Below are 19,182 nucleotides of genomic sequence, written 5' to 3'. Positions count from 1 at the left end.
ATTTTATTCTTTGCGATCAACAGAATTAAATTCACTAGCTTTTGTTGATTTATCCTGGGTATTTAAAAGCTTATAATCAGTCAATTTAAAGAGCGTAGCTGCCCAACGTTCGTTAGGATAACTTTCTTTAATTTCTCCACTAAAGACAATCCTCAATCCATCTTTTTTGAACTTATTAGGGAAATTACAAGGTGCAAATCTGCCGCGATTATCTTCAGTTACAATAATATAAAGTTTATCGTGGATACGCTGAATTCTACCAACTTGATTTTCTACCGTTTCTACAGTTTTTCGGCTATCAAAAGCGCATTTAGAATTATTTGTTGTTTTCTTACCAATTAATCCTAATTCCCTCAACTCTTCCCTAGTTTTAGCATCCCAAGGGCGTACCGAACCAAATGCACCATCATAAACTGCATTCCACGGCTGCTTTCCTTCATTCTCTGCAAAAAATATAAAATTTCCCCCCGGTTTTTGAATAATATTATCGCAAGAAGTTTGATTAAATCCTTTCAGATTGACAAGTTTCGGCCCCACACCTTTCAAGTATCGTTTAACTTGAATTGTAAGGGTATCTTCTTTAACTCTTGTTACAACTCCTTGAAATACAATCGGAGTTTTATTTACTCTTTGAGCCAAAGTTGATGCTTGAGCGCCAGGTGCTGGTTTACAAGCATGAGCGGGTTGCACTGAAGTTAAAGTTAAAGCAATAGATATTGGTAAAGCAAATCCGATCATTGCTAATAAGTAGCGAGAAGCTGATTTTGATTTAAACATAAAAAATAATCAATTTATTGATATGTGAAAACTAACATAAAAAGGTTATTTCACGTTTAATAAGACTTAAGAAATCATCCGGAAGTTCCTAGCGTACAACCATTTAAGAGTTAATAAAAACTATATCTACAGATAGATGCGATAAATTAATATTAAGGCTCGTAGTAGCGCTAAAGTGCTGCCACATTTTATTACCTATCAATTTCCAAAACTCAACAAAATATGGTAGGAAAGATTCATATAGTATTTCACAAAATTCTTGATACAAACCTAAATTTATGGAGACGTAGCACTGCTACGTCTCTACACCAAAATATAAAAACAACTCTAATCCAAAATCCAAAACGAAAAATCTAAAATCCAAAATCCTCATGTCAGATACTCAACAAGTAAGCAACGCAGTAGCCAGCCTTTATAATACCTACCCCTTTCCTCCAGAACCTTTACTCGACGAACCACCACCGGGTTACAATTGGCGCTGGAATTGGTTGGCTGCTTACAATTTTTGCACGGGAAGAAAACCGCAAAAACAAGATATTCGTATTCTTGATGCGGGTTGCGGTACGGGTGTAGGAACGGAATATTTAGTTCATCTGAATCCCCAAGCCTCGGTAGTGGGAATTGATTTAAGTGAAGGTGCGCTAAATGTTGCCAAAGAAAGATGTCAGCGCTCCGGTGCAAATCGTGCTGAATTTCATCACCTGAGTTTATTCGATGTAGAAAAAATACCCGGTGAATTCGATTTAATTAACTGCGTCGGCGTTTTGCATCATACATCAGAGCCAATTCGCGGTATTCAAGCCTTAGCCAAAAAATTAGCCCCCGGTGGTTTGATGCACATCTTTGTATATGCTGAATTGGGACGCTGGGAAATTAGGTTAATGCAGGATGCGATCGCACTACTTCAAAATGACAAACGCGGCGATTATCGCGATGGTGTCAGTGTCGGTAGAAAAATATTTGATTCACTTCCAGAAAATAACCGTATAGTCAAACGAGAGAAAGAAAGATGGGCTTTAGAAAACCAGCGCGATGAAAATTTCGCCGATATGTACGTTCATCCCCAAGAAATTGATTATAATATCGAAACCTTATTTGAATTAATTGACGCTTCCGGTTTAGATTTCGTTGGTTTCTCCAATCCCAGCTACTGGAATTTAGAAAGACTTTTAGCAAAAGCACCAGAATTAATCGAAAGAGCCGGAAACTTGGGAGAAAGAGAACGTTACCGACTGATAGAATTATTAGACCCAGATATTAGCCACTACGAATTTTTCCTGAGTCGTCCACCTTTAGATAAAGCCGATTGGACTGACGATAATGCACTCCTGGCAGCAACTCCAGAATTAAATCCTTGTATAGATGGATTTCCGGCATCAAGTATATTTAATTACGACTATCAACTAGTTAGATTGTCAGAAAACGAAATTGAGTTCATGAAAGCCTGCAACGGAAACTCAACCGTAAGAGAAATTTTGAATAACATTAAACTCGACTTAGAAAAAGTCAAAGAACTTCAAAAACAACAGTTAGTAATGCTTACTTCACGTTAAAGGTTAAAGGTTATAGGTCAAAGGTTAAAATTCAAAGGTCAAAGGTCAAAGGTTAGAAGGGTTAGGAGTGAGGAATTAATAATTTTTATACGCCCTCTTCCCCCTCTCCCCCTCTTCCCCCTCTCTCCCAATCCCCAATTACCCATTACCCATTCCCAATCCAAGACTGTTATCAGTTAACAGTTAAACATTGACCAAATGCTAATATCGCTGATGACAATTCTGTGAATTCGGGGATAAAATCCTTGATAAGCGTTTTTCTGTGGCTATCGCCTTCTCTCCAAGAATGTCGAATCGGATAGCTTCGGAGACACATAGTATTCTCTGTTTGTCATCCGTGTAGTCCTGTACTTTTTACTACGATTTTTCCTCACCAAGGTTGTTTATGCTTGTAAATGTGTCGAAAAATTAAGGTAGACAGTTAGTTGAATGATGCTTTTAGGTAACAAGAAGTTAATTGTTTTTTTCTAAAGTAATGTTACCCAACCGTGATATGATTCAACTGACTGGATTTGCAGTCAACATCAAACTTCTGTACTGGTTTCAAGTCCCGTGAGCTTGTCAGATAATACGATTGAATCCGCGCCTTCGACAATAGAAAATGCTCAAGCTGGTTCTGAGAATGCAGAATCGGATTCCATGCAAGATTTCTATAAACTCTATCGGGAGTTGTTAGGTATTACTCTTGCTTTAACAGGGATTATTTTTATCTCTGTTTGGATATTTTATTCCTTAAACATTGCTCTAAATTATTTAATTGGAGGATGTGCGGGTTTAGTTTATCTCAGGATGTTGGCAAAAGATGTTGAGCGCTTGGGTAGAGAAAAGCAAGGACTGAGTAAAACTCGGTTAGCTTTAATAGTGTTGTTGATTTTGCTAGCAGGAAAGTGGAATCAATTGGAAATATTGCCTATATTTTTAGGCTTTTTAACCTATAAAGCAACGCTGATAATCTACGTAATTCGTGTGGCATTCAATCCTGACTAGCATAAAGCTGGGTAAGTTTAAAAAGCTATTATCCAGTTAATATGGTCGAAACGTAGTGATGGTCAGCAAAATGATAGATTTTCTGAATTCTTTTAATTCTGTGACTCTTGCAGAATTAGAAGTAGGAAAACATTTGTACTGGCAAATCGGTAACTTAAAATTACACGGACAGGTGTTTCTTACCTCCTGGTTTGTGATTGCCGTGCTGGTGCTGGTTTCCCTTTTAGCAAGTAGTAATATTAAGCGGATTCCGAGCGGTATACAGAATTTAATGGAGTATGCCCTCGAATTCATTCGAGATTTGGCTAAAAACCAGATTGGCGAGAAAGAATATCGCCCCTGGGTGCCATTTGTAGGCACTTTGTTTTTGTTCATTTTTGTGTCAAATTGGGCTGGGGCACTTGTTCCTTTCAAGTTGATAGAGTTACCTGAAGGCGAATTAACTGCTCCTACTAGTGACATCAATACAACTATTGCCTTAGCATTGTTGACATCTTTGGCGTATTTTTACGCTGGGTTCAGCAAGAAGGGTTTAGGGTACTTTGGCAACTACGTTCAGCCGGTATCGTTCATGTTGCCCTTCAAGATAATTGAAGATTTTACAAAGCCTCTTTCCCTAAGCTTCCGTTTGTTCGGAAATATTTTGGCAGATGAACTAGTTGTGGGAGTATTAGTCTTACTAGTACCTTTATTTGTGCCACTACCTGTAATGGCTTTGGGACTATTTACCAGCGCTATTCAGGCACTAATTTTTGCTACCCTGGCGGCTGCTTACATCGGTGAAGCGTTGGAAGACCACCACGGTGCTGAAGGGGAACATTAAAACCCCGATAATCGCGGTTAGTTATTGGTAGTAGAAGTTAATTGTTTGATAATTAGTTATTAACTAAAAACTAACAACTAACAACTAACAACTAACAACTATCAACTAACAACAAATTGAAAACCAATTCTATTTAAGTAAACCAAGGAATAATTATCATGGATCCATTAGTTTCTGCTGCTTCCGTTTTAGCTGCTGCTCTAGCTGTTGGTTTGGCTGCTATCGGACCTGGAATCGGTCAAGGTAACGCTGCTGGACAAGCTGTAGAAGGTATTGCTCGTCAGCCAGAAGCAGAAGGTAAAATTCGCGGTACCTTGCTATTAAGTTTGGCATTTATGGAAGCACTAACCATCTACGGTCTAGTTGTATCCTTGGTACTATTGTTTGCTAACCCCTTCGCATAGTTTAAGTACTGAGTACTGAGAGCAAAGTTGTAGAGACGTAGCAGTGCTACGTCTGTACATAAGTTAAGAGTTAAGAGTGAGGAGTTAGGAATTAATTAGTAACTCATAACTCATAACTTAAATATTTGGTTTTCAGGCTCAGAACTAAGGTTAATAATTGGAGCAAACAATAATGATTCACTGGACAACTTTATTCGCAGTAGAAGAAGTTGCCAAAGAAGGTGGTCTATTTGATATAGATGCGACTCTACCTTTAATGGCAATTCAGTTTCTACTTTTAGCATTAATTCTCAACGCAATTTTTTACAAGCCTTTGGGTAAAGCAATTGATGAGCGGAACGAGTTTATCCGCAATAATCAATTGCAATCAAAAGAAGGCTTGACGAAAGCAGAAAAATTAGCGCAGCAATATGAAGAAGAATTAGCAGGTGCAAGAAGAGCAGCACAAAAAGTAATTGCTGATGCTCAAAAGGAAGCCCAGAGTACTGCTTCCGAAAAAGTAGCAGCAGCCCAACAAGAAGCACAAGCACAAAGAGAAAAAGCATCTCAAGAAATCGAGCAGCAAAAACAAGAGGCTTATGCTTCTTTGGAAAAAGAAGTTGATGGTCTTTCTCGCCAAATATTAGAAAAGCTTTTAGGAGCGGATTTAGCAGCACAGCGATAACAAACTGTAACTTGCTCCATAAAGGAAAGTTTGTAAATTTGCTTGGCTCGAATTCAGTAATTACTACTTTGTAATTCGTAATTATTACCCCATATGCAACTAAAGGGTGAATTCAATTTTAGATTTTGGATTGTTCTATAATACCTTGAAATCAAAGGTAGGGGCAATTTGATATTTTAGCCAACGCCCTGCTTAAAATAAAAATTGACTAATATTGATTAATTACGAATTATAAAAAAAGTAAATTACTACTAGTCCTAAAGGTTCTAGAGAGATTTAGTTTTTTTATAGATGCTTGATTGATACGGCATCGTATATTTTATGCTGAAAGCAGCGCAATAGTGGATGAGATAAAATGGGGACTTTTTTAATATTGATGGCGGAAGCCAGCGCCGTCGGAAGTGAGTTAGTAGAAGAAGCAAGTCACGAAGGTTTTGGTTTGAATACCGACATCTTTGATACTAACTTAATTAACTTGGCAATTATTATCGTAGTGCTATTCGTTTTTGGACGGAAAGCTCTAGGTAGTAAATTAAAAGAACGCCGCGAGAAGATTGAAGCCGCGATCAAAGCTGCTGAAAAACGTACTCAGGATGCACAAACCGCTTTAGCTGACCAACAAAAGAAATTGGCTCAAGCTCAAGCAGAAGCTGAAAGAATCAAGCAAGCAGCACAAGAAAACGCTGGTAAAGCTAAAGAATCAATCCTCGCACAAGCCGCTGTTGATGTGGAAAGAATGAAGCAGACAGCAGCAGCAGATTTGAATACAGAAAGGGACAAAGCTATAAACCAGCTGCGACAGCGCGTAGTCGCTCAGGCTTTGGAAAAAGTAGAGTCGCAACTCCGTGGTGGAATTGCTGACGATGCTCAGCATACATTAGTTGACCGTAGCATCGCGCAATTAGGAAGTTAATCATGGCAAGTAACACAGCAGCAACCGCAGCAATATCCCGTCCTTACGCTGAAGCGCTAATGTCTATAGCGCAGTCAAACAACGTTGCAGATAAGTTTGACTCTGATGTACGTTCTTTGTTGAACTTACTGAAAGAAAGCCAGCCACTGCAAAACTTTTTTGCTAATCCGTTTATTGATGGTGAAGATAAGAAGGGTGTTATTAGCAAGATTCTTAGCGACGACACCAACCCAATCTTTCGTAACTTCTTGATGCTGCTAGTAGATAGACGGCGAATCACTTTGGTGGATGATATAGGTCAAGAATATTTGGCGAAGTTGCGAGAACTAAATCAAACAGTATTAGCGGAAGTGATTTCTGCCGTTCCTCTCACCGACGAACAAAAGCAGACAATCAAAGAAAAAGTTAAGTCGATGACTGATGCTCGCGAAGTCGAGTTAGACAGTAAGATTAATAGCGACATTATTGGTGGCGTAATTATTAAAGTCGGTTCTCAGGTAATTGATTCCAGTTTACGGGGTCAGTTACGCCGCTTATCTTTGAGCTTGAACAACTAAAACGATTTTGGATTTTAGATTTTTGATTTTGGATTAAAGGTAATTAGCTGTTGGTTTTTATTTCGGATTCTAGGAGCTAGCTGCTAGGTATTAATAAATCAATAATCTAAAATTTAAAATTATCAAATATTCCCTATCGTAAGAAAGAAGATAAAAAAAATGGCAATTAGCATTAGACCAGACGAAATTAGTAACATTATCCAACAGCAAATCGAGCAATACGACCAACAGGTCAAAGTGCAGAATGTTGGTACCGTGTTGTCAGTAGGTGACGGTATTGCTCGTATCTATGGCTTGGAAAAAGCTATGGCTGGCGAGTTGTTAGAATTTGAAGATGGTACCGCTGGTGTTGCTCTTAACTTAGAAGAAGACAACGTTGGTGCGGTATTGATGGGTGACGGTCGCCAAATTCAAGAAGGTAGTACCGTTACAGCTACTGGTAAAATTGCTCAGGTACCCGTTGGCGATGCCATGATTGGCAGAGTTGTCAATGCTTTGGGTGAAGCGATCGACGGTAAAGGTGATATTCAAACTTCTGAAGGTCGTTTGATTGAGTCGATGGCTCCGGGTATTATTGAACGTCGTTCCGTACACGAACCAATGCAAACCGGAATTACCGCTATTGACGCGATGATTCCTGTAGGAAGAGGACAGCGAGAATTAATTATCGGTGACAGACAAACTGGTAAAACTGCGATCGCGATCGACACCATTATTAACCAGAAGTCAGAAGACGTAATTTGCGTTTACGTTGCGATCGGTCAAAAAGCTTCTACCGTTGCTAACGTAGTACAAACTCTACAAGATGCAGGCGCGATGGATTACACCATCGTAGTTGCAGCTAGTGCTTCCGAACCCGCACCTCTACAGTGGTTGGCTCCTTATTCTGGTGCTGCACTTGCTGAGTACTTTATGTACAAAGGCAAAGCAACTTTAATTATTTACGACGATTTGACCAAGCAAGCACAAGCTTACCGTCAAATGTCCTTGTTACTACGTCGTCCACCCGGTCGTGAAGCATATCCTGGAGACGTATTTTACCTCCACTCCCGCTTGTTGGAACGCGCTGCAAAACTCAGCGACGACCTTGGAGCAGGTAGCATGACCGCGTTACCAATCATTGAAACCCAAGCTGGTGACGTATCCGCTTACATTCCTACCAACGTAATTTCGATTACCGACGGTCAGATATTCTTATCTTCTGACTTATTTAATGCCGGTATTCGTCCCGCAATTAACCCCGGTATTTCAGTATCTCGCGTGGGTTCCGCCGCTCAAACCAAGGCAATGAAGAAAGTTGCCGGTAAGTTGAAGTTGGAATTAGCACAATTCGATGAATTGCAAGCATTCTCGCAGTTTGCATCCGACTTAGATAAAACTACCCAAGACCAATTGGCGCAAGGTGTGCGCTTGCGCGAAACCTTAAAGCAGCCACAAAACCAGCCTCGTGCAGTATACGAGCAAGTTGCAATCTTGTATGCGGGTCTTAACGGATATTTAAGTGATATCGCAGTTAATAAAATTACAGATTTTGTTGAAGGATTCCAAGAATACTTGAAGAACAACAAAACTGAATTCAAGCAAGGAGTTTCCGAGACGAAAGCCCTTGGTGAAACCGAAGAAAAAGCACTCAAAGAAGCGATTACCGAATACAAAAAGACCTTCATGGCAACTGCATAACAATTTTGGATTTGGGATTTTGGATTTTGGATTGAATCTAAAGTTCAAAATCTCATACAAGTTTCGATGTGAAATAGGAATGTTCTGTCAACAGTATTTGACATTGGATATAAATCTAAAATCCAAAATCTAAAATCTAAAATCAAGAATATGGCTAATTTAAAAGCGATACGGGATCGGATCAGTTCGGTTAAAAATACTAAGAAAATTACAGAAGCCATGCGGCTGGTTGCGGCTGCAAGAGTACGTCGCGCTCAGGAGCAGGTAACTTCTACTCGTCCATTTGCCGATCGTTTGGCGCAAGTTTTATTTGGTTTGCAAAGCCGTCTTACCTTTGAAGATGTAGACTTACCGCTGATGAAAAAGCGCGAAGTTGGTACGGTAGGTTTGCTGGTAATTTCTGGCGATCGCGGTTTGTGTGGTGGCTACAATACCAACGTAATTAAGCGTGCGGAAAATCGCGCCAAAGAATTACAGTCTGAAGGTTTAGACTACAAACTTGTACTAGTAGGACGTAAAGCCAACCAGTATTTTCAACGTCGCGAACAACCGATTGAAAATTCATATACCGGCTTAGAACAAATCCCTACAGCTTCCGAAGCTTCTGATATAGCTGACGGATTACTTTCCTTATTTTTATCGGAAGGAGTAGACAGAATCGAATTAGTTTACACCAAATTCGTCTCCTTGGTTAGTTCACGTCCGGTAGTACAAACTCTGCTTCCTTTAGATCCTAAAGGTTTAGCAGCAGACGACGAATTCTTCCGTTTAACAAGTCGTGGTGGTGAATTTGAAGTTGAGAGAGAGAAAGTTACTACCGAAATGCGTGCTTTCCCTCGCGACATGATTTTTGAACAAGATCCAGTACAGATTCTGGATTCCTTGCTGCCACTATACTTAAGCAACCAACTATTGCGAGCATTGCAAGAATCCGCAGCCAGCGAACTAGCAGCACGGATGACAGCAATGAGTAGTGCTAGCGACAACGCAGCGGATCTAATGAAAAGTCTTTCATTGTCTTACAACAAAGCCAGACAAGCAGCAATCACCCAAGAAATTTTAGAAGTTGTGGGTGGTGCCCAAGCGCTTGGGTAATTGAAAATCCCAATTTTGGACAAATCGAACCCTCACCCTGGAAGGGTGGGGCTTTGTTCTTGTAGCCCCAGGCTTTTAGCCTGCGGGCTATTTGCCAAACTGGTATCTTCCCATTTCAACAAACATCATACAATTTATTTTTAAACCTAATTTATATCTCATCTCTTTTCGCTGCAATCACCCAATCTAAAATCCAAAATCCGTTGTGGCAATTTTCAAAAAAGCGCACTATAATAGAATATGAATCACATGGGTCTGTAATGGTTTCGACCTGGTGGTGAAAGCTACTCGTTGATTCAGGTCGAGAGTGAGTCAAATCTCGTAAATCAAGTCTCAAAACAAATAATAACTGCAAACAACATTGTAGCATTCAAGCGTCAAGCAGTAACTGCTTAAACTTTTTTCGTACGCTTCTCTCTAGTTTGACTCCGTTAAGGATTAGAGAGCAACCCCCAACGGATGCTCTAATAAGTTCCCTTTGGTGGACTTATTAGAAAAGACTTTACCAAAGCATCCCACCGTTCGGGATAATGAACGGTCCCTGCCTTAAGGGTTAACGAGGCTATACCTGTGAACGATGCGGGGGTAAATACCCATTGGGGACGGCAGTTCGACTCTGCCCAGATCCACTAGTACATAAACACTTAATCCACCTTATACTTAAATGTAGAGGTGGATTTGTTTTTGTGTAAGTAATTTTGAAATCATTTATGAGTAAGTCGCAAGTAATAGTTATCTGTAAAAATCCTGCTTGTGGAAAGGAATTTAATAAAAGTCGCAGCGAATTTAATAGAAGCGAGAAACTAGGAAGACCTCATTATTGTTCTAAATCGTGTTTCGGAAAGTTTCAAGGGTTAGCGAATTTTGGAGATAATGCAAATAGAACAACTGCCCATTTAAAGGATATCATTAGAACCGATGAATATTCACCTTTCCGAAATCATATAAAGGTGATGAAAAAGTCTGCCAAGCACAGAAAACATGAATGCTCTGTCACATTAGCAGATTTAAAACAATTATGGGAGAAACAAAAAGGAATTTGTCCGTACACTGGCTGGAAGTTACTTCTATTACCTAGTACTACTGATTATCAAAATGCGATTTTGACAATAGACAGAGCAAGTGTCGATCGTATCGATTCTTCTTTGGGTTACATTCCTGAGAATATACAGTTTGTTGCTGTAATTGCCAACTTTGCGAAAAATATTTTTAGTGAACAAGATTTAATTAAATTCTGTATAGACGTTTATAGATATAGGATTTTAGGTAAAGATAATTATATAGATATTGATAATATAAGTTTAAGAGTAGCGAATAATGCCCGAAGAGACAAATATTCACCATTTCGTCAACATCATAGACTTACAAGAAGAAGAGTAAAGAGCAATGGACGAGAATGTAATATTACCCTGGAGTATCTAAAACAGCTTTGGGAAAAACAGAATGGTAGGTGCCCATATACAGGATGGAAGTTAGACAATCTTGAAACAACTAGCGATTGGGAAAGTAATATACTACATCCGAAAACAGCTAGTTTGGATAGGATCGATTCTTGCAAGGGTTATGTTTTTGAGAATGTCCAGTTTGTCAGCGTGATGGCTAATTATGCAAAGAGAGATTTTTTGGAAGCGGAATTGTTGAGGTTTTGTAGAGCGGTATTTAATGCAAATAATATTTGTAATAATTTCGGATGAAAAAACAATGCTCCTTACTAGCGAAAGACTAATATTGAGGGAATTTACCTTTGAAGATTGGCAGGCAGTTTTGGCTTATCAATCTGATTCTCGCTATCTACAATTTTATGAATGGGAAAATCGTAAGCGTAAAGATGTAGAAGCTTTTATTCAAATTTTTATAGAGCAACAACAGCAGCTACCGCGAATTAAGTTTCAGTTAGCATTAATATTGAAATCTGAGCATAAATTAATTGGAAACTGCGGTATCCGTAAAGAAAGTACAGAATCTAATGAAGCCGAGCTTGGTTATGAAATTTCACCAGATTATTGGGGAAAAGGTTACGCTACAGAAGCCGCAAGTACCATTTTAAACTTTGGCTTTGAGGGTTTGAAACTGTACCGTATTTACTCGCGCTGTATTGCTGAAAATATGGCATCTAGAAAAGTTTTACAGAAAATAGGAATGAAATTTAAGCGCGAGTTACCAAAAAACGAATTTTTAAAAAATCGGCATTGGGATAATTTGGAATTTGAGATTTTAAAAGATAAATATATGCATGAAAAAAAACTCTCCTAAAATACTTAGGAGAGTTGAAAATTGAATAACACACAACTACAACATCGCAGAGGATATTGTTGAAGTTCTTTATTTAAAGATAATCATCGATCGAGAAGAAATAGAGAATAAAAATTAAAATAAAAAAAATACATATTAAACCAGTCCCTTAAATATTAATCTAAGAGAAAGTGCTGTTATTCATACTTAGCTGAAATGTATTTTTTTGTAAAGTTGCGTAAAATTTTTATTTGTCTTGAATAACTACATCAGAATTATCTTTAATTAAAAGCAAACAGACAGTATTCAAAACTAATTACCTGTATTATATATTACAATAAATAGAATTTATAAGTCAATTAATCTCAATCAACTTCTGTTACTAATAGTTGCCATTCAGTTACAACGGTTTTGGGTATTTCTAAAATATTCTTTTTTGTACCTAATAATGGTAAATTTAATTTTAAAGATTCTATTTTGGTTAATTTCGGTAAGACATCGGTTAAGCTGTATTCTCCCACATTTGCAGCAGGCGATGAAGTAGCGTAAACATCGGATGCATTAAGCAACTTACCCGACGCTGTAATTATTTCTAAGGAATGAGGATGAGAAAATTCAAAGATACCGGGAAAGCCAACTATTCTCAAATTTAATTCTTGTTTTACACCGGGATTAATCTTTTTAAACAGCAATACCTGCCAATTATATTCTTGTTTATCTTTGATAGATACTTGGGAATGATAGCGTAAAACTCCCGGTGCATCGTGATGTTGTCGCAGCATCGCTGTTGATTCTTGAGTAGTCAATCCGATTGCAATTAATAATAAAATAGCGATCGCAAAACAGCGGCGTAATAAATTTATCAGCATGGATTTGGTTTGTGCAAAGAGAGAGGGGGGAGAGGGGGTAGAGGGGGTAGAGGGGGGAGAATAATTAATTAGCTACTAATTAACTCCCCATGCCCAATGCCCCATCCCTAATTCCCAAACATATTGTAAAACTTTTAATAAGATATGCGATTTTCCCTGAAATGCTATTGGCACTTTGCTTGAAAGCGAATAAACTGAAGCAATAAGTACAGATGTTCTGCTAATGTGGAGTGTGAAACCTCTGGTTTATTGCCAATTCGGAATAGGGGTGTTATGACTAATTCTCATACAAGTAAAGCAGGTGTAAGTAAGGATATTCCTAACTTTGAGCTTGTGGAGCAAATAGATTTGATGATTAGAGCGCGGTATCCTCTACTATATATGGTTGCCGTGGAAGAAGAGCCATTGGAAGAGGTTTTATTTAAAGTTGCTGCGCTTTCTCAACCAGCGCGTCAGGTATTGTTTTGGGATGTCGTGCGGGGTTGGAGCGATAACGGTGCGGATAAAGGCTCTGTGATGCCAGCGCTGGCTCGCATTGGTAAAGCTGATGCCCAAAAATCGGTTATTTTTGTGTTGCGGGATTTGCACCCCTATATAAAAAATCTCACTACGGAAAAAAGTGCGCCGATTGTGCGAGAGTTGCGAAATTTAGCCCGGGAATTAAAGCGCAGTCGCAAGTCGATTATTCTTACCAGCCATACTTTGGAAGTACCTGAAGAATTAAAGGAGGAAGTTACCGTCGTTGATTTTCCTTTACCCGACGTAGCTCAAATTAACTATTTAATAGAGCAATTGGTGGTACCCGACAAGCTGAAATTAGCAGGTTTGGCGCGGGAGCAATTGGTGAAAGCCTGTCAGGGATTGAGTCGCACCCGGATTCAGCGAGTTTTGGCGAAAGCTTTGGCAGCCAAGCAGCAGGTTAATGAGTCTGATATTAGCGGTGTTTTGGCAGAGAAAAAGCAAACCATTCGTCAAACAGGGATATTAGAATTTTTTACACCTTCCGAATCCTTAAAAAGAGTCGGAGGATTAGATCAACTTAAACAATGGGTGCAGTTGCGTCAAGATGCTTTCACCGAAGAAGCCAGACGTTACGGTATACCCAATCCCAAAGGAGCTTTACTCGTAGGAATTCAAGGTACGGGTAAATCTTTGAGCGCAAAAACCATCGCTCACGAATGGCGTTTACCGTTATTAAGACTCGATACGGGGCGTTTATTTGGTGGAATCGTCGGGGAAAGTGAAAGCCGCGTGCGCCAAATGATCCAGCTTACCGAAGCAATGGCACCATGCGTATTGTGGATAGATGAAATAGACAAAGCATTCGGCAATATTAGCAGCGGAGTTGATGGAGATTCCGGTACATCGCGACGGGTATTTGGTAGCTTGATTACCTGGATGCAGGAGAAAAGCAGCCCGGTATTTATTGTTGCTACAGCCAACAACGTGCAGATATTGCCAGCAGAATTGTTAAGGAAGGGAAGATTTGACGAAATATTCTTTTTAAATTTACCCACCGAAGCCGAAAGACAAGACATTTTCAAAGTTCATATACAAAAATTACGTGCAAATCGGGTGCGAGATTTTGATTTATCTTTATTAGCAAGTAAAACAGAAAATTTTAGTGGAGCAGAGATAGAGCAAGTAATAATTGAAGCAATGCACAACGCATTTTCGAGTAAAGTTAACGGGCAGCGTCGCGACTTTATCACCGAAGATATTCTTAGAGCAATAGAAGTTACCGTACCTTTAGCTTCCATAGCGAAAGAACAAATTGACGGATTAAAACAATGGGCAGCCCAAGCAGGTGCGAGAAGTGCATCAAATGACGTGCATCTAGTAGAAGAATTGAAACAGTATAGCTCCGGGAATGGGATATCGCCGTTGGAGGTGGATTGAAGAGAGAGGGGGAGATGGGGAGAAATAGCGAGCAAGATGCTCCCACTACATAAATAACATTAATATTCGCAATCCCCCCCAATGCCCCATGCCCAATGCCCAATCACCAATTAGCAATTACCAATTACCAATTACCAAATTAATTATGTCTCACTTTACAAGTATTAAGGTTCAAATTAAGCACGGTGAAATTTTACATCAGGTGTTGCAGGAGTTAGGTTATCAAGTCGAGTGCAATGCTAAGGTGCGGGGATATAATGGCGATCGCACTCAAGCTGAATATGTAATTCGCCAAAGTAATGGTTACGATTTGGGTTTTCGTCGCCAAGGTGAAAGTTATGAAATAGTAGCTGATTTTTGGGGTGCGAAGATTAATCAAAAGCAATTTGTGAATTCAATTACTCAAAAGTATGCTCATAAAACTCTGATGGCTACTGTTGAGGAACAGGGTTTTAATGTTGAGGAAGAGGAAGTTTTGGAAGATGGTACGGTGAGGGTTGTTGTGGGGAGTTGGGTTTAGATAATTTTGGATTTTAAATTTTAACAACGGATGCGTTTGTTTTGGATTTTGGATTGTGTTTACAGTTTGGAATTCAAAATCTATTTTTGTAGCGTGTGTTATCGCGGAGCGTAACGCACCATTATCTGGATTTTGGTGTGTTACGGATTCCTATAAATTTAAGATGGGAACATCCATGACAAAAAATATAGTGTTCCAAACATTGAGATCCCCCCAACCCCCCGCTAATTTGTGGGGTTTTTCATAAATCATAAAATTATTAAATTACTAATAATAATCATGTCACATTTCACTGCTATAAAAACCCAAATTAAAGATACAGACGCATTAATTAAAGCTTTGGCTGATATGGGTTTAAAATTGCATTTTTACCACTTCACTATTATTAGTGTTCCCAGTTGTGGGAGAAAGCAATACACCTCATAGATAATTATTTTATGTTTGTATCTTCTTTGCTTGAGAATTCCAATTGAATCTCACATTGCTTGAATACAAAATTAAGTGCTGCAAATAACTTATGCAAATCGGATATAGTATAAAGATTGATTTCTTTGGTAAATAAACTATCTGTTAACTTGCCAAACTGCCAAACTTGCCCGTTGGATACAATACCAAATATCGATTGTTCAACTGAATCATTAATCTTTTGAATCGCTACCATTTCCGATAAACATTGCCCCCAGCCTTTGATAAAATCATCTTTTTTCGCTTCTACAGCTACAAAAAAAGGTCTTTCAAATACTTCTTTTCCTAAAGCAGATTTTTTTGCTAAAAGATAATCTGGTATTCCGGATAATTTATCATCATAAACGAGTGCTTTGTGACTCCATAACGTGAATTGATCTCGGTAACTGCGATAAAGTTCTTTTAATACGGGAAAAATTATCGCTTCACAAATAGCATATTCTGATTCTTGATAGTTAAATTCTCTTAATGAAAACGTTAATTCTTCTTGAAAGGTTTCGCGAATAAGAATTGCTGTTTCGATGATGAAGTTTTCTTCAGTAGAACTTATGTTATATTCTTTTAAAACTTCACCGATGTTTTTGTAGGTATCAAAGGACATTGCTTACTTCTATGAATAGTTATTGAACAAAAACAGGAGATAAATCAATGGATACCAAATGTAAATATCAAGAGATTATCAAAAAAATATTAACCGCAGAAGCTGAATACCGTGGTTCGATACCAGACAATTATAATTCTCAAGTGGTATTTGATGATGTAAATGGGCGCTATTTAGTATTAGATATTGGTTGGAATGGGGACAAGTATTTACACACTACACCCATTCACTTGGATTTAGTTGATAATAAATTTTGGATTCAATACGATGATACTGAAGAAGGTGTTGCAACCGATTTAATGGAAGCAGGTGTTCCCAAAGAAGATATTATTTTAGGGTTTCGGCATCCTAAAGTACGACAGTATACGGGTTTTGCGGTGAGTTGAAGTTGATTATTTTTCTACTTTAAACCCCAAATTTTAACTGTTTTATCTCTACTACAACTAACAAGAGTTTTACCATCTGGACTAATTGCTACACTGTAAACCCAATCTGTATGATTTCCACCACCAAGCACCGCGTCATATTCCCTAGGTTGATTATCCGACATTATAATTACCTCCTTACAAAAAAACTCTCTTAAAACTCTTCCCTCAGCGCTCCTTTGCGCTTACCTTCGCGCCCCTCTGCGTTAAAAATATAACTTCAACACCAACAGATTTGATATAATTCAAATCACTTCAACTTAGCGATCGCCTCTCTCACAATCAACGCTTTCCCTGTCAATAAATCCCGCACCGTCGCAATTAACATCCTTTGCTCATTAACCGCAAACTGCACCGAAACCCGATCGATTCCCAATTCTCCCGGTGGCTGCAAATGCGCGATACAAACCTGTTGATGCTGGGTATCCAAGGAACGATAGGTTTCCTGTTTCACCAAATGGCTGCTTGTCATTCTCCCTTGAGCATCATAAGTTACCTCAGCTTGCGACATTTCCGCAATTTCCCCGATGTCGAGACGAATCTCTTTTTGTCCTTCAATGGCGGCTTGTAATGTCAAAGGTTCGCTAATTCTGGCTTTTTCATCGCTGTCTGCTAAATAATTCGTACCCTTTTCAATCAATGTCATGTAGGAATAATTTTTACTATGAGGTTCCCACAACCGAATTGCATAGCTATGACGCAAGTAATCGTCTATTTCTACCATTTCGTTTAAAGCCAAACCCCCATGCGCTACGGCTTCAAAAGGTTTGTCTAATTTAACTTTCTGTCTGCCAAAGTAGGAAATTATTAGTTGCTGTACGGCTTGAATTTGACAGCTACCACCCACTAACAAAACTTGTTCGATGTCTGCTTTGTCGATTCCTTTACTTAAACTAATTGCCAACACTTCATCTAATGTCTGTCGCAATTGCTCTAATAATTGCCGATTCTCCAAAATATCCGCCAATTCATCCCGATTTAACTGCAATTCGTGAGACATAAAATTTTCATCATCAAACCAAGATTCCTTAGCTTGATTATCGGTGGAAAGCTTCATTTTCAATCTTTCCGCAATTTCCAACAAATTCTGATAACCAACTTCGCCCACTTCTTCCCGACTCGAAGCCGTTTTTCTCAGGTAATCTTCGACAATCCAATTATCGATATCTATCCCACCAACAAAAGCATCGGATTTCGCAATTACTTCAGCACGTACCGCATTATATTGAGAATTACTCTTAACAGTACGCACCAAACTTAAATCCAAAGTTCCACCACCGAAATCCACCACCAAAACCAAGCTACCGGGGCGCTTGACAGCATAACCCAAAGCCGCTGCTGTCGATTCATCAACGATTTGCAATTCGGGAATATCCAGCTTTTCTGCCAAACCGTTAAACCAGTGCAAATATCGTTCAAAAGCACCCACCGGAACGGTAAAAATCACCCGACTGGGTTCCAACTGTTGCTTAACCTGCTGCCAAATTTCTTTTAAAAATAATTCCGATATCGCTTCAGCACTGTAATTAACATCATCCAAAACGCGGGGAGGGGGAACAAAATCCGCCGCTAAATCCCGTTTAAAAGCTTGAAAATAACGTTGTGGCTGACTAAAACCCAACCTTTGAGCGCGTACAGGCTCGCCAAAAATCAATTTATTATGTGACTTGACGAATACCTGAGAAGGAATAACGCTAACTTGTTCGTTAAAGCGACGTGAAAGGGAATCGAATTTTAAAGTGCGCGGTTGTTGAGTAATTGTGTCAATAGTGCAAACAACCGTGTTGCTGGTTCCGAAGTCGATGATTATGGTGTTCATGAGTCAGTTAACAGTGAACAGTTATCAGTGAGGAGTTGGGAGTGAGGAGTTATTTTTTTTTAAACGCAGAGGAGCGCCAAGGTTAACGCAAAGGAGCGCGGAGTTTTTATTTCTCCTTCTCCCCTTGTCTCCCCATCCCCCTATTTCCCCGCACCCGGAAGAGTACGACTAACCTTAGCGGGACAAAGAATGTTACCTTGATGTTGATATCCAATAAAACGGATATAAACCATTTCACTTTCTGCAATATCCCCGGTGTCTGGTTGATGGATTTGGGGATTGTATTCAACTTGTTCCCAAGGTTTACCGATGGGTTGGTAATCCCATTCTTTTAATAAATTTTCTAGGGGTGTGAAGCTCGAAAGCAGATTTTTCGCGGGTAATTCTGGTTTTACCTTTACCATTTGATCAATGCTGGGATAATTTACGAGCAGGGTTTGCAGTTTCTCAAATGTTGATTTACGAAATTCTTGGGTTAATTCAAGTTGCTGCTGTTGCAATTCCGAATGCAATCGCAAACCATCTTTTCGCAAAGTCTCTTTTTCTTGATTAAGCTGCTGTAACTGCTGCTGTAATTCCAAACATTCCCGACGCTTAATTTCTAATTCCGGATGTGGTGGAAGAATTCCCAACTTATCGAGAAAATTTCCCAACGGGATGGAGAGCGCGATATGCTCCGCATGATGCCTTCGGCATAACGCAATTCTACTCAATTCATCCAAACTCAGCGAAGCCGCGTCACCGTCTCGCAATCGCCACAATGCTGCACTGCTCAAACCTGTTTTTTGTTGCAACTGATTCCAATTAAGGATTTTGTTTCGACGCATTAACTCCAAAAGTAATTCGTATCCCCTCAAAATTTCGGGGTAGGTGGTTATTGAGGCACCCATGACCAACCA

20 protein-coding genes and 1 other RNA gene are annotated in these 19,182 nt (G+C 39.1%); 15 read left to right on the top strand and 6 right to left on the bottom strand.

Annotated elements, in window-relative coordinates; genetic code table 11:
- Nucleotides 1–3: 3 nt before the first annotated feature.
- On the bottom strand, nucleotides 4–777 hold the full coding sequence (locus ACM03V_RS31005) for a hypothetical protein (protein ID WP_414624658.1): 774 nt from the start codon (nucleotides 775–777) through the stop codon (nucleotides 4–6).
- Nucleotides 778–1,148: 371 nt separating this feature from the next.
- Here ACM03V_RS31005 and ACM03V_RS31000 point away from each other — a divergent pair, with 371 nt between their 5' ends.
- From ACM03V_RS31000 to ACM03V_RS30945, 12 genes are all read left to right on the top strand, one after another.
- Nucleotides 1,149–2,330: a class I SAM-dependent methyltransferase gene (locus ACM03V_RS31000; protein ID WP_414624657.1), complete on the top strand. Its 1,182-nt coding sequence runs from the start codon at nucleotides 1,149–1,151 to the stop codon at nucleotides 2,328–2,330.
- 552 nt (nucleotides 2,331–2,882) lie between these two features.
- On the top strand, nucleotides 2,883–3,317 hold the full coding sequence (locus tag ACM03V_RS30995) for an ATP synthase subunit I (RefSeq protein WP_414624656.1): 435 nt from the start codon (nucleotides 2,883–2,885) through the stop codon (nucleotides 3,315–3,317).
- Between the two features lie 70 nt (nucleotides 3,318–3,387).
- Nucleotides 3,388–4,140 carry a F0F1 ATP synthase subunit A gene (atpB, locus tag ACM03V_RS30990; protein ID WP_414624655.1) on the top strand — a complete coding sequence of 251 codons (753 nt, stop codon included), beginning with the start codon at nucleotides 3,388–3,390 and terminating at the stop codon, nucleotides 4,138–4,140.
- Nucleotides 4,141–4,298: 158 nt separating this feature from the next.
- Nucleotides 4,299–4,544, top strand: a complete 246-nt coding sequence (gene atpE / locus ACM03V_RS30985) for an ATP synthase F0 subunit C (RefSeq protein ID WP_323235760.1) — start codon at nucleotides 4,299–4,301, stop codon at nucleotides 4,542–4,544.
- Nucleotides 4,545–4,716: 172 nt separating this feature from the next.
- Complete coding sequence (locus ACM03V_RS30980; RefSeq protein WP_414624654.1) at nucleotides 4,717–5,208, top strand: F0F1 ATP synthase subunit B'; 492 nt, start codon at nucleotides 4,717–4,719, stop codon at nucleotides 5,206–5,208.
- A 355-nt stretch (nucleotides 5,209–5,563) separates the two neighbouring features.
- Entirely contained in the window at nucleotides 5,564–6,121 is a 558-nt protein-coding gene (locus tag ACM03V_RS30975; RefSeq protein ID WP_414624653.1) for a F0F1 ATP synthase subunit B, read from the top strand.
- 2 nt (nucleotides 6,122–6,123) lie between these two features.
- A complete protein-coding gene (atpH, locus tag ACM03V_RS30970; protein WP_414624652.1) occupies nucleotides 6,124–6,678 on the top strand; it encodes an ATP synthase F1 subunit delta in 555 nt (184 codons plus the stop codon).
- A gap of 159 nt (nucleotides 6,679–6,837) precedes the next feature.
- Nucleotides 6,838–8,358 (top strand): F0F1 ATP synthase subunit alpha, encoded by a 1,521-nt coding sequence (gene atpA, locus ACM03V_RS30965; RefSeq protein ID WP_414624651.1) that lies wholly within the window; start codon nucleotides 6,838–6,840, stop codon nucleotides 8,356–8,358.
- Between the two features lie 150 nt (nucleotides 8,359–8,508).
- The gene (locus ACM03V_RS30960; protein WP_414624650.1) at nucleotides 8,509–9,453 is read left to right on the top strand and encodes a F0F1 ATP synthase subunit gamma; all 945 of its coding nucleotides are present in this window, start codon (nucleotides 8,509–8,511) and stop codon (nucleotides 9,451–9,453) included.
- 251 nt (nucleotides 9,454–9,704) lie between these two features.
- Nucleotides 9,705–10,085: a transfer-messenger RNA gene (gene ssrA, locus ACM03V_RS30955) on the top strand.
- A gap of 78 nt (nucleotides 10,086–10,163) precedes the next feature.
- On the top strand, nucleotides 10,164–11,147 hold the full coding sequence (locus tag ACM03V_RS30950; RefSeq protein ID WP_414624649.1) for a hypothetical protein: 984 nt from the start codon (nucleotides 10,164–10,166) through the stop codon (nucleotides 11,145–11,147).
- A 7-nt stretch (nucleotides 11,148–11,154) separates the two neighbouring features.
- The gene (locus ACM03V_RS30945) at nucleotides 11,155–11,706 is read left to right on the top strand and encodes a GNAT family N-acetyltransferase (protein WP_414624648.1); all 552 of its coding nucleotides are present in this window, start codon (nucleotides 11,155–11,157) and stop codon (nucleotides 11,704–11,706) included.
- A 344-nt stretch (nucleotides 11,707–12,050) separates the two neighbouring features.
- Here the strand turns inward: ACM03V_RS30945 and ACM03V_RS30940 are convergent, their stop codons facing one another.
- Nucleotides 12,051–12,554, bottom strand: a complete 504-nt coding sequence (locus tag ACM03V_RS30940; protein WP_414624647.1) for a DUF3122 domain-containing protein — start codon at nucleotides 12,552–12,554, stop codon at nucleotides 12,051–12,053.
- Between the two features lie 273 nt (nucleotides 12,555–12,827).
- On the opposite strand from ACM03V_RS30940, the gene ACM03V_RS30935 reads away from it, so the two are divergent.
- Both ACM03V_RS30935 and ACM03V_RS30930 read left to right on the top strand, forming a co-directional pair.
- Nucleotides 12,828–14,453, top strand: coding sequence for an AAA family ATPase (locus ACM03V_RS30935; RefSeq protein ID WP_414624646.1), 1,626 nt, complete (start codon nucleotides 12,828–12,830; stop codon nucleotides 14,451–14,453).
- Nucleotides 14,454–14,541: 88 nt separating this feature from the next.
- Entirely contained in the window at nucleotides 14,542–14,973 is a 432-nt protein-coding gene (locus tag ACM03V_RS30930; protein WP_414624645.1) for a DUF1257 domain-containing protein, read from the top strand.
- Between the two features lie 430 nt (nucleotides 14,974–15,403).
- On the opposite strand, the gene ACM03V_RS30925 is transcribed toward ACM03V_RS30930, so the two are convergent.
- Nucleotides 15,404–16,039 (bottom strand): hypothetical protein, encoded by a 636-nt coding sequence (locus ACM03V_RS30925; RefSeq protein WP_414624644.1) that lies wholly within the window; start codon nucleotides 16,037–16,039, stop codon nucleotides 15,404–15,406.
- A 47-nt stretch (nucleotides 16,040–16,086) separates the two neighbouring features.
- On the opposite strand from ACM03V_RS30925, the gene ACM03V_RS30920 reads away from it, so the two are divergent.
- Nucleotides 16,087–16,425 carry a XisI protein gene (locus tag ACM03V_RS30920; protein ID WP_414624643.1) on the top strand — a complete coding sequence of 113 codons (339 nt, stop codon included), beginning with the start codon at nucleotides 16,087–16,089 and terminating at the stop codon, nucleotides 16,423–16,425.
- Between the two features lie 14 nt (nucleotides 16,426–16,439).
- Here the strand turns inward: ACM03V_RS30920 and ACM03V_RS30915 are convergent, their stop codons facing one another.
- The 3 genes from ACM03V_RS30915 to ACM03V_RS30905 all read right to left on the bottom strand — a co-directional run bounded on the left by ACM03V_RS30915 (nucleotide 16,440) and on the right by ACM03V_RS30905 (nucleotide 19,179).
- The gene (locus tag ACM03V_RS30915) at nucleotides 16,440–16,589 is read right to left on the bottom strand and encodes a WD40 repeat domain-containing protein (RefSeq protein WP_414624642.1); all 150 of its coding nucleotides are present in this window, start codon (nucleotides 16,587–16,589) and stop codon (nucleotides 16,440–16,442) included.
- 125 nt (nucleotides 16,590–16,714) lie between these two features.
- Complete coding sequence (locus ACM03V_RS30910) at nucleotides 16,715–18,283, bottom strand: Hsp70 family protein (RefSeq protein ID WP_414624641.1); 1,569 nt, start codon at nucleotides 18,281–18,283, stop codon at nucleotides 16,715–16,717.
- Between the two features lie 140 nt (nucleotides 18,284–18,423).
- Nucleotides 18,424–19,179, bottom strand: coding sequence for a helix-turn-helix domain-containing protein (locus ACM03V_RS30905; protein ID WP_414624676.1), 756 nt, complete (start codon nucleotides 19,177–19,179; stop codon nucleotides 18,424–18,426).
- Nucleotides 19,180–19,182: the final 3 nt, after the last annotated feature.

Source organism: Calothrix sp. CCY 0018, from assembly GCF_963920925.1.
GTDB lineage: Bacteria > Cyanobacteriota > Cyanobacteriia > Cyanobacteriales > Nostocaceae > Rivularia.
The sequence above is the reverse complement of the archived record's forward strand: the minus strand, read 5'-3'. Positions and strand labels throughout refer to the sequence as shown.

What these genes read in the sequence shown, in the direction of transcription:
- atpB (WP_414624655.1), top strand. Translation starts at nt 3,388, where the DNA reads ATGATAGATTTTCTGAATTCTTTTAATTCTGTGACTCTTGCAGAATTA.
- ACM03V_RS30930 (WP_414624645.1), top strand. Translation starts at nt 14,542, where the DNA reads ATGCCCAATGCCCAATCACCAATTAGCAATTACCAATTACCAATTACC.
- ACM03V_RS30960 (WP_414624650.1), top strand. Translation starts at nt 8,509, where the DNA reads ATGGCTAATTTAAAAGCGATACGGGATCGGATCAGTTCGGTTAAAAAT.
- atpH (WP_414624652.1), top strand. Translation starts at nt 6,124, where the DNA reads ATGGCAAGTAACACAGCAGCAACCGCAGCAATATCCCGTCCTTACGCT.
- ACM03V_RS30920 (WP_414624643.1), top strand. Translation starts at nt 16,087, where the DNA reads ATGGATACCAAATGTAAATATCAAGAGATTATCAAAAAAATATTAACC.
- atpA (WP_414624651.1), top strand. Translation starts at nt 6,838, where the DNA reads ATGGCAATTAGCATTAGACCAGACGAAATTAGTAACATTATCCAACAG.
- ACM03V_RS30925 (WP_414624644.1), bottom strand. Translation starts at nt 16,039, where the DNA reads ATGTCCTTTGATACCTACAAAAACATCGGTGAAGTTTTAAAAGAATAT.
- ACM03V_RS30915 (WP_414624642.1), bottom strand. Translation starts at nt 16,589, where the DNA reads ATGTCGGATAATCAACCTAGGGAATATGACGCGGTGCTTGGTGGTGGA.
- ACM03V_RS30980 (WP_414624654.1), top strand. Translation starts at nt 4,717, where the DNA reads ATGATTCACTGGACAACTTTATTCGCAGTAGAAGAAGTTGCCAAAGAA.
- ACM03V_RS31000 (WP_414624657.1), top strand. Translation starts at nt 1,149, where the DNA reads ATGTCAGATACTCAACAAGTAAGCAACGCAGTAGCCAGCCTTTATAAT.
- ACM03V_RS30935 (WP_414624646.1), top strand. Translation starts at nt 12,828, where the DNA reads ATGACTAATTCTCATACAAGTAAAGCAGGTGTAAGTAAGGATATTCCT.
- ACM03V_RS30950 (WP_414624649.1), top strand. Translation starts at nt 10,164, where the DNA reads ATGAGTAAGTCGCAAGTAATAGTTATCTGTAAAAATCCTGCTTGTGGA.
- ACM03V_RS31005 (WP_414624658.1), bottom strand. Translation starts at nt 777, where the DNA reads ATGTTTAAATCAAAATCAGCTTCTCGCTACTTATTAGCAATGATCGGA.
- ACM03V_RS30910 (WP_414624641.1), bottom strand. Translation starts at nt 18,283, where the DNA reads ATGAACACCATAATCATCGACTTCGGAACCAGCAACACGGTTGTTTGC.
- ACM03V_RS30975 (WP_414624653.1), top strand. Translation starts at nt 5,564, where the DNA reads ATGGGGACTTTTTTAATATTGATGGCGGAAGCCAGCGCCGTCGGAAGT.
- ACM03V_RS30940 (WP_414624647.1), bottom strand. Translation starts at nt 12,554, where the DNA reads ATGCTGATAAATTTATTACGCCGCTGTTTTGCGATCGCTATTTTATTA.
- atpE (WP_323235760.1), top strand. Translation starts at nt 4,299, where the DNA reads ATGGATCCATTAGTTTCTGCTGCTTCCGTTTTAGCTGCTGCTCTAGCT.
- ACM03V_RS30945 (WP_414624648.1), top strand. Translation starts at nt 11,155, where the DNA reads ATGCTCCTTACTAGCGAAAGACTAATATTGAGGGAATTTACCTTTGAA.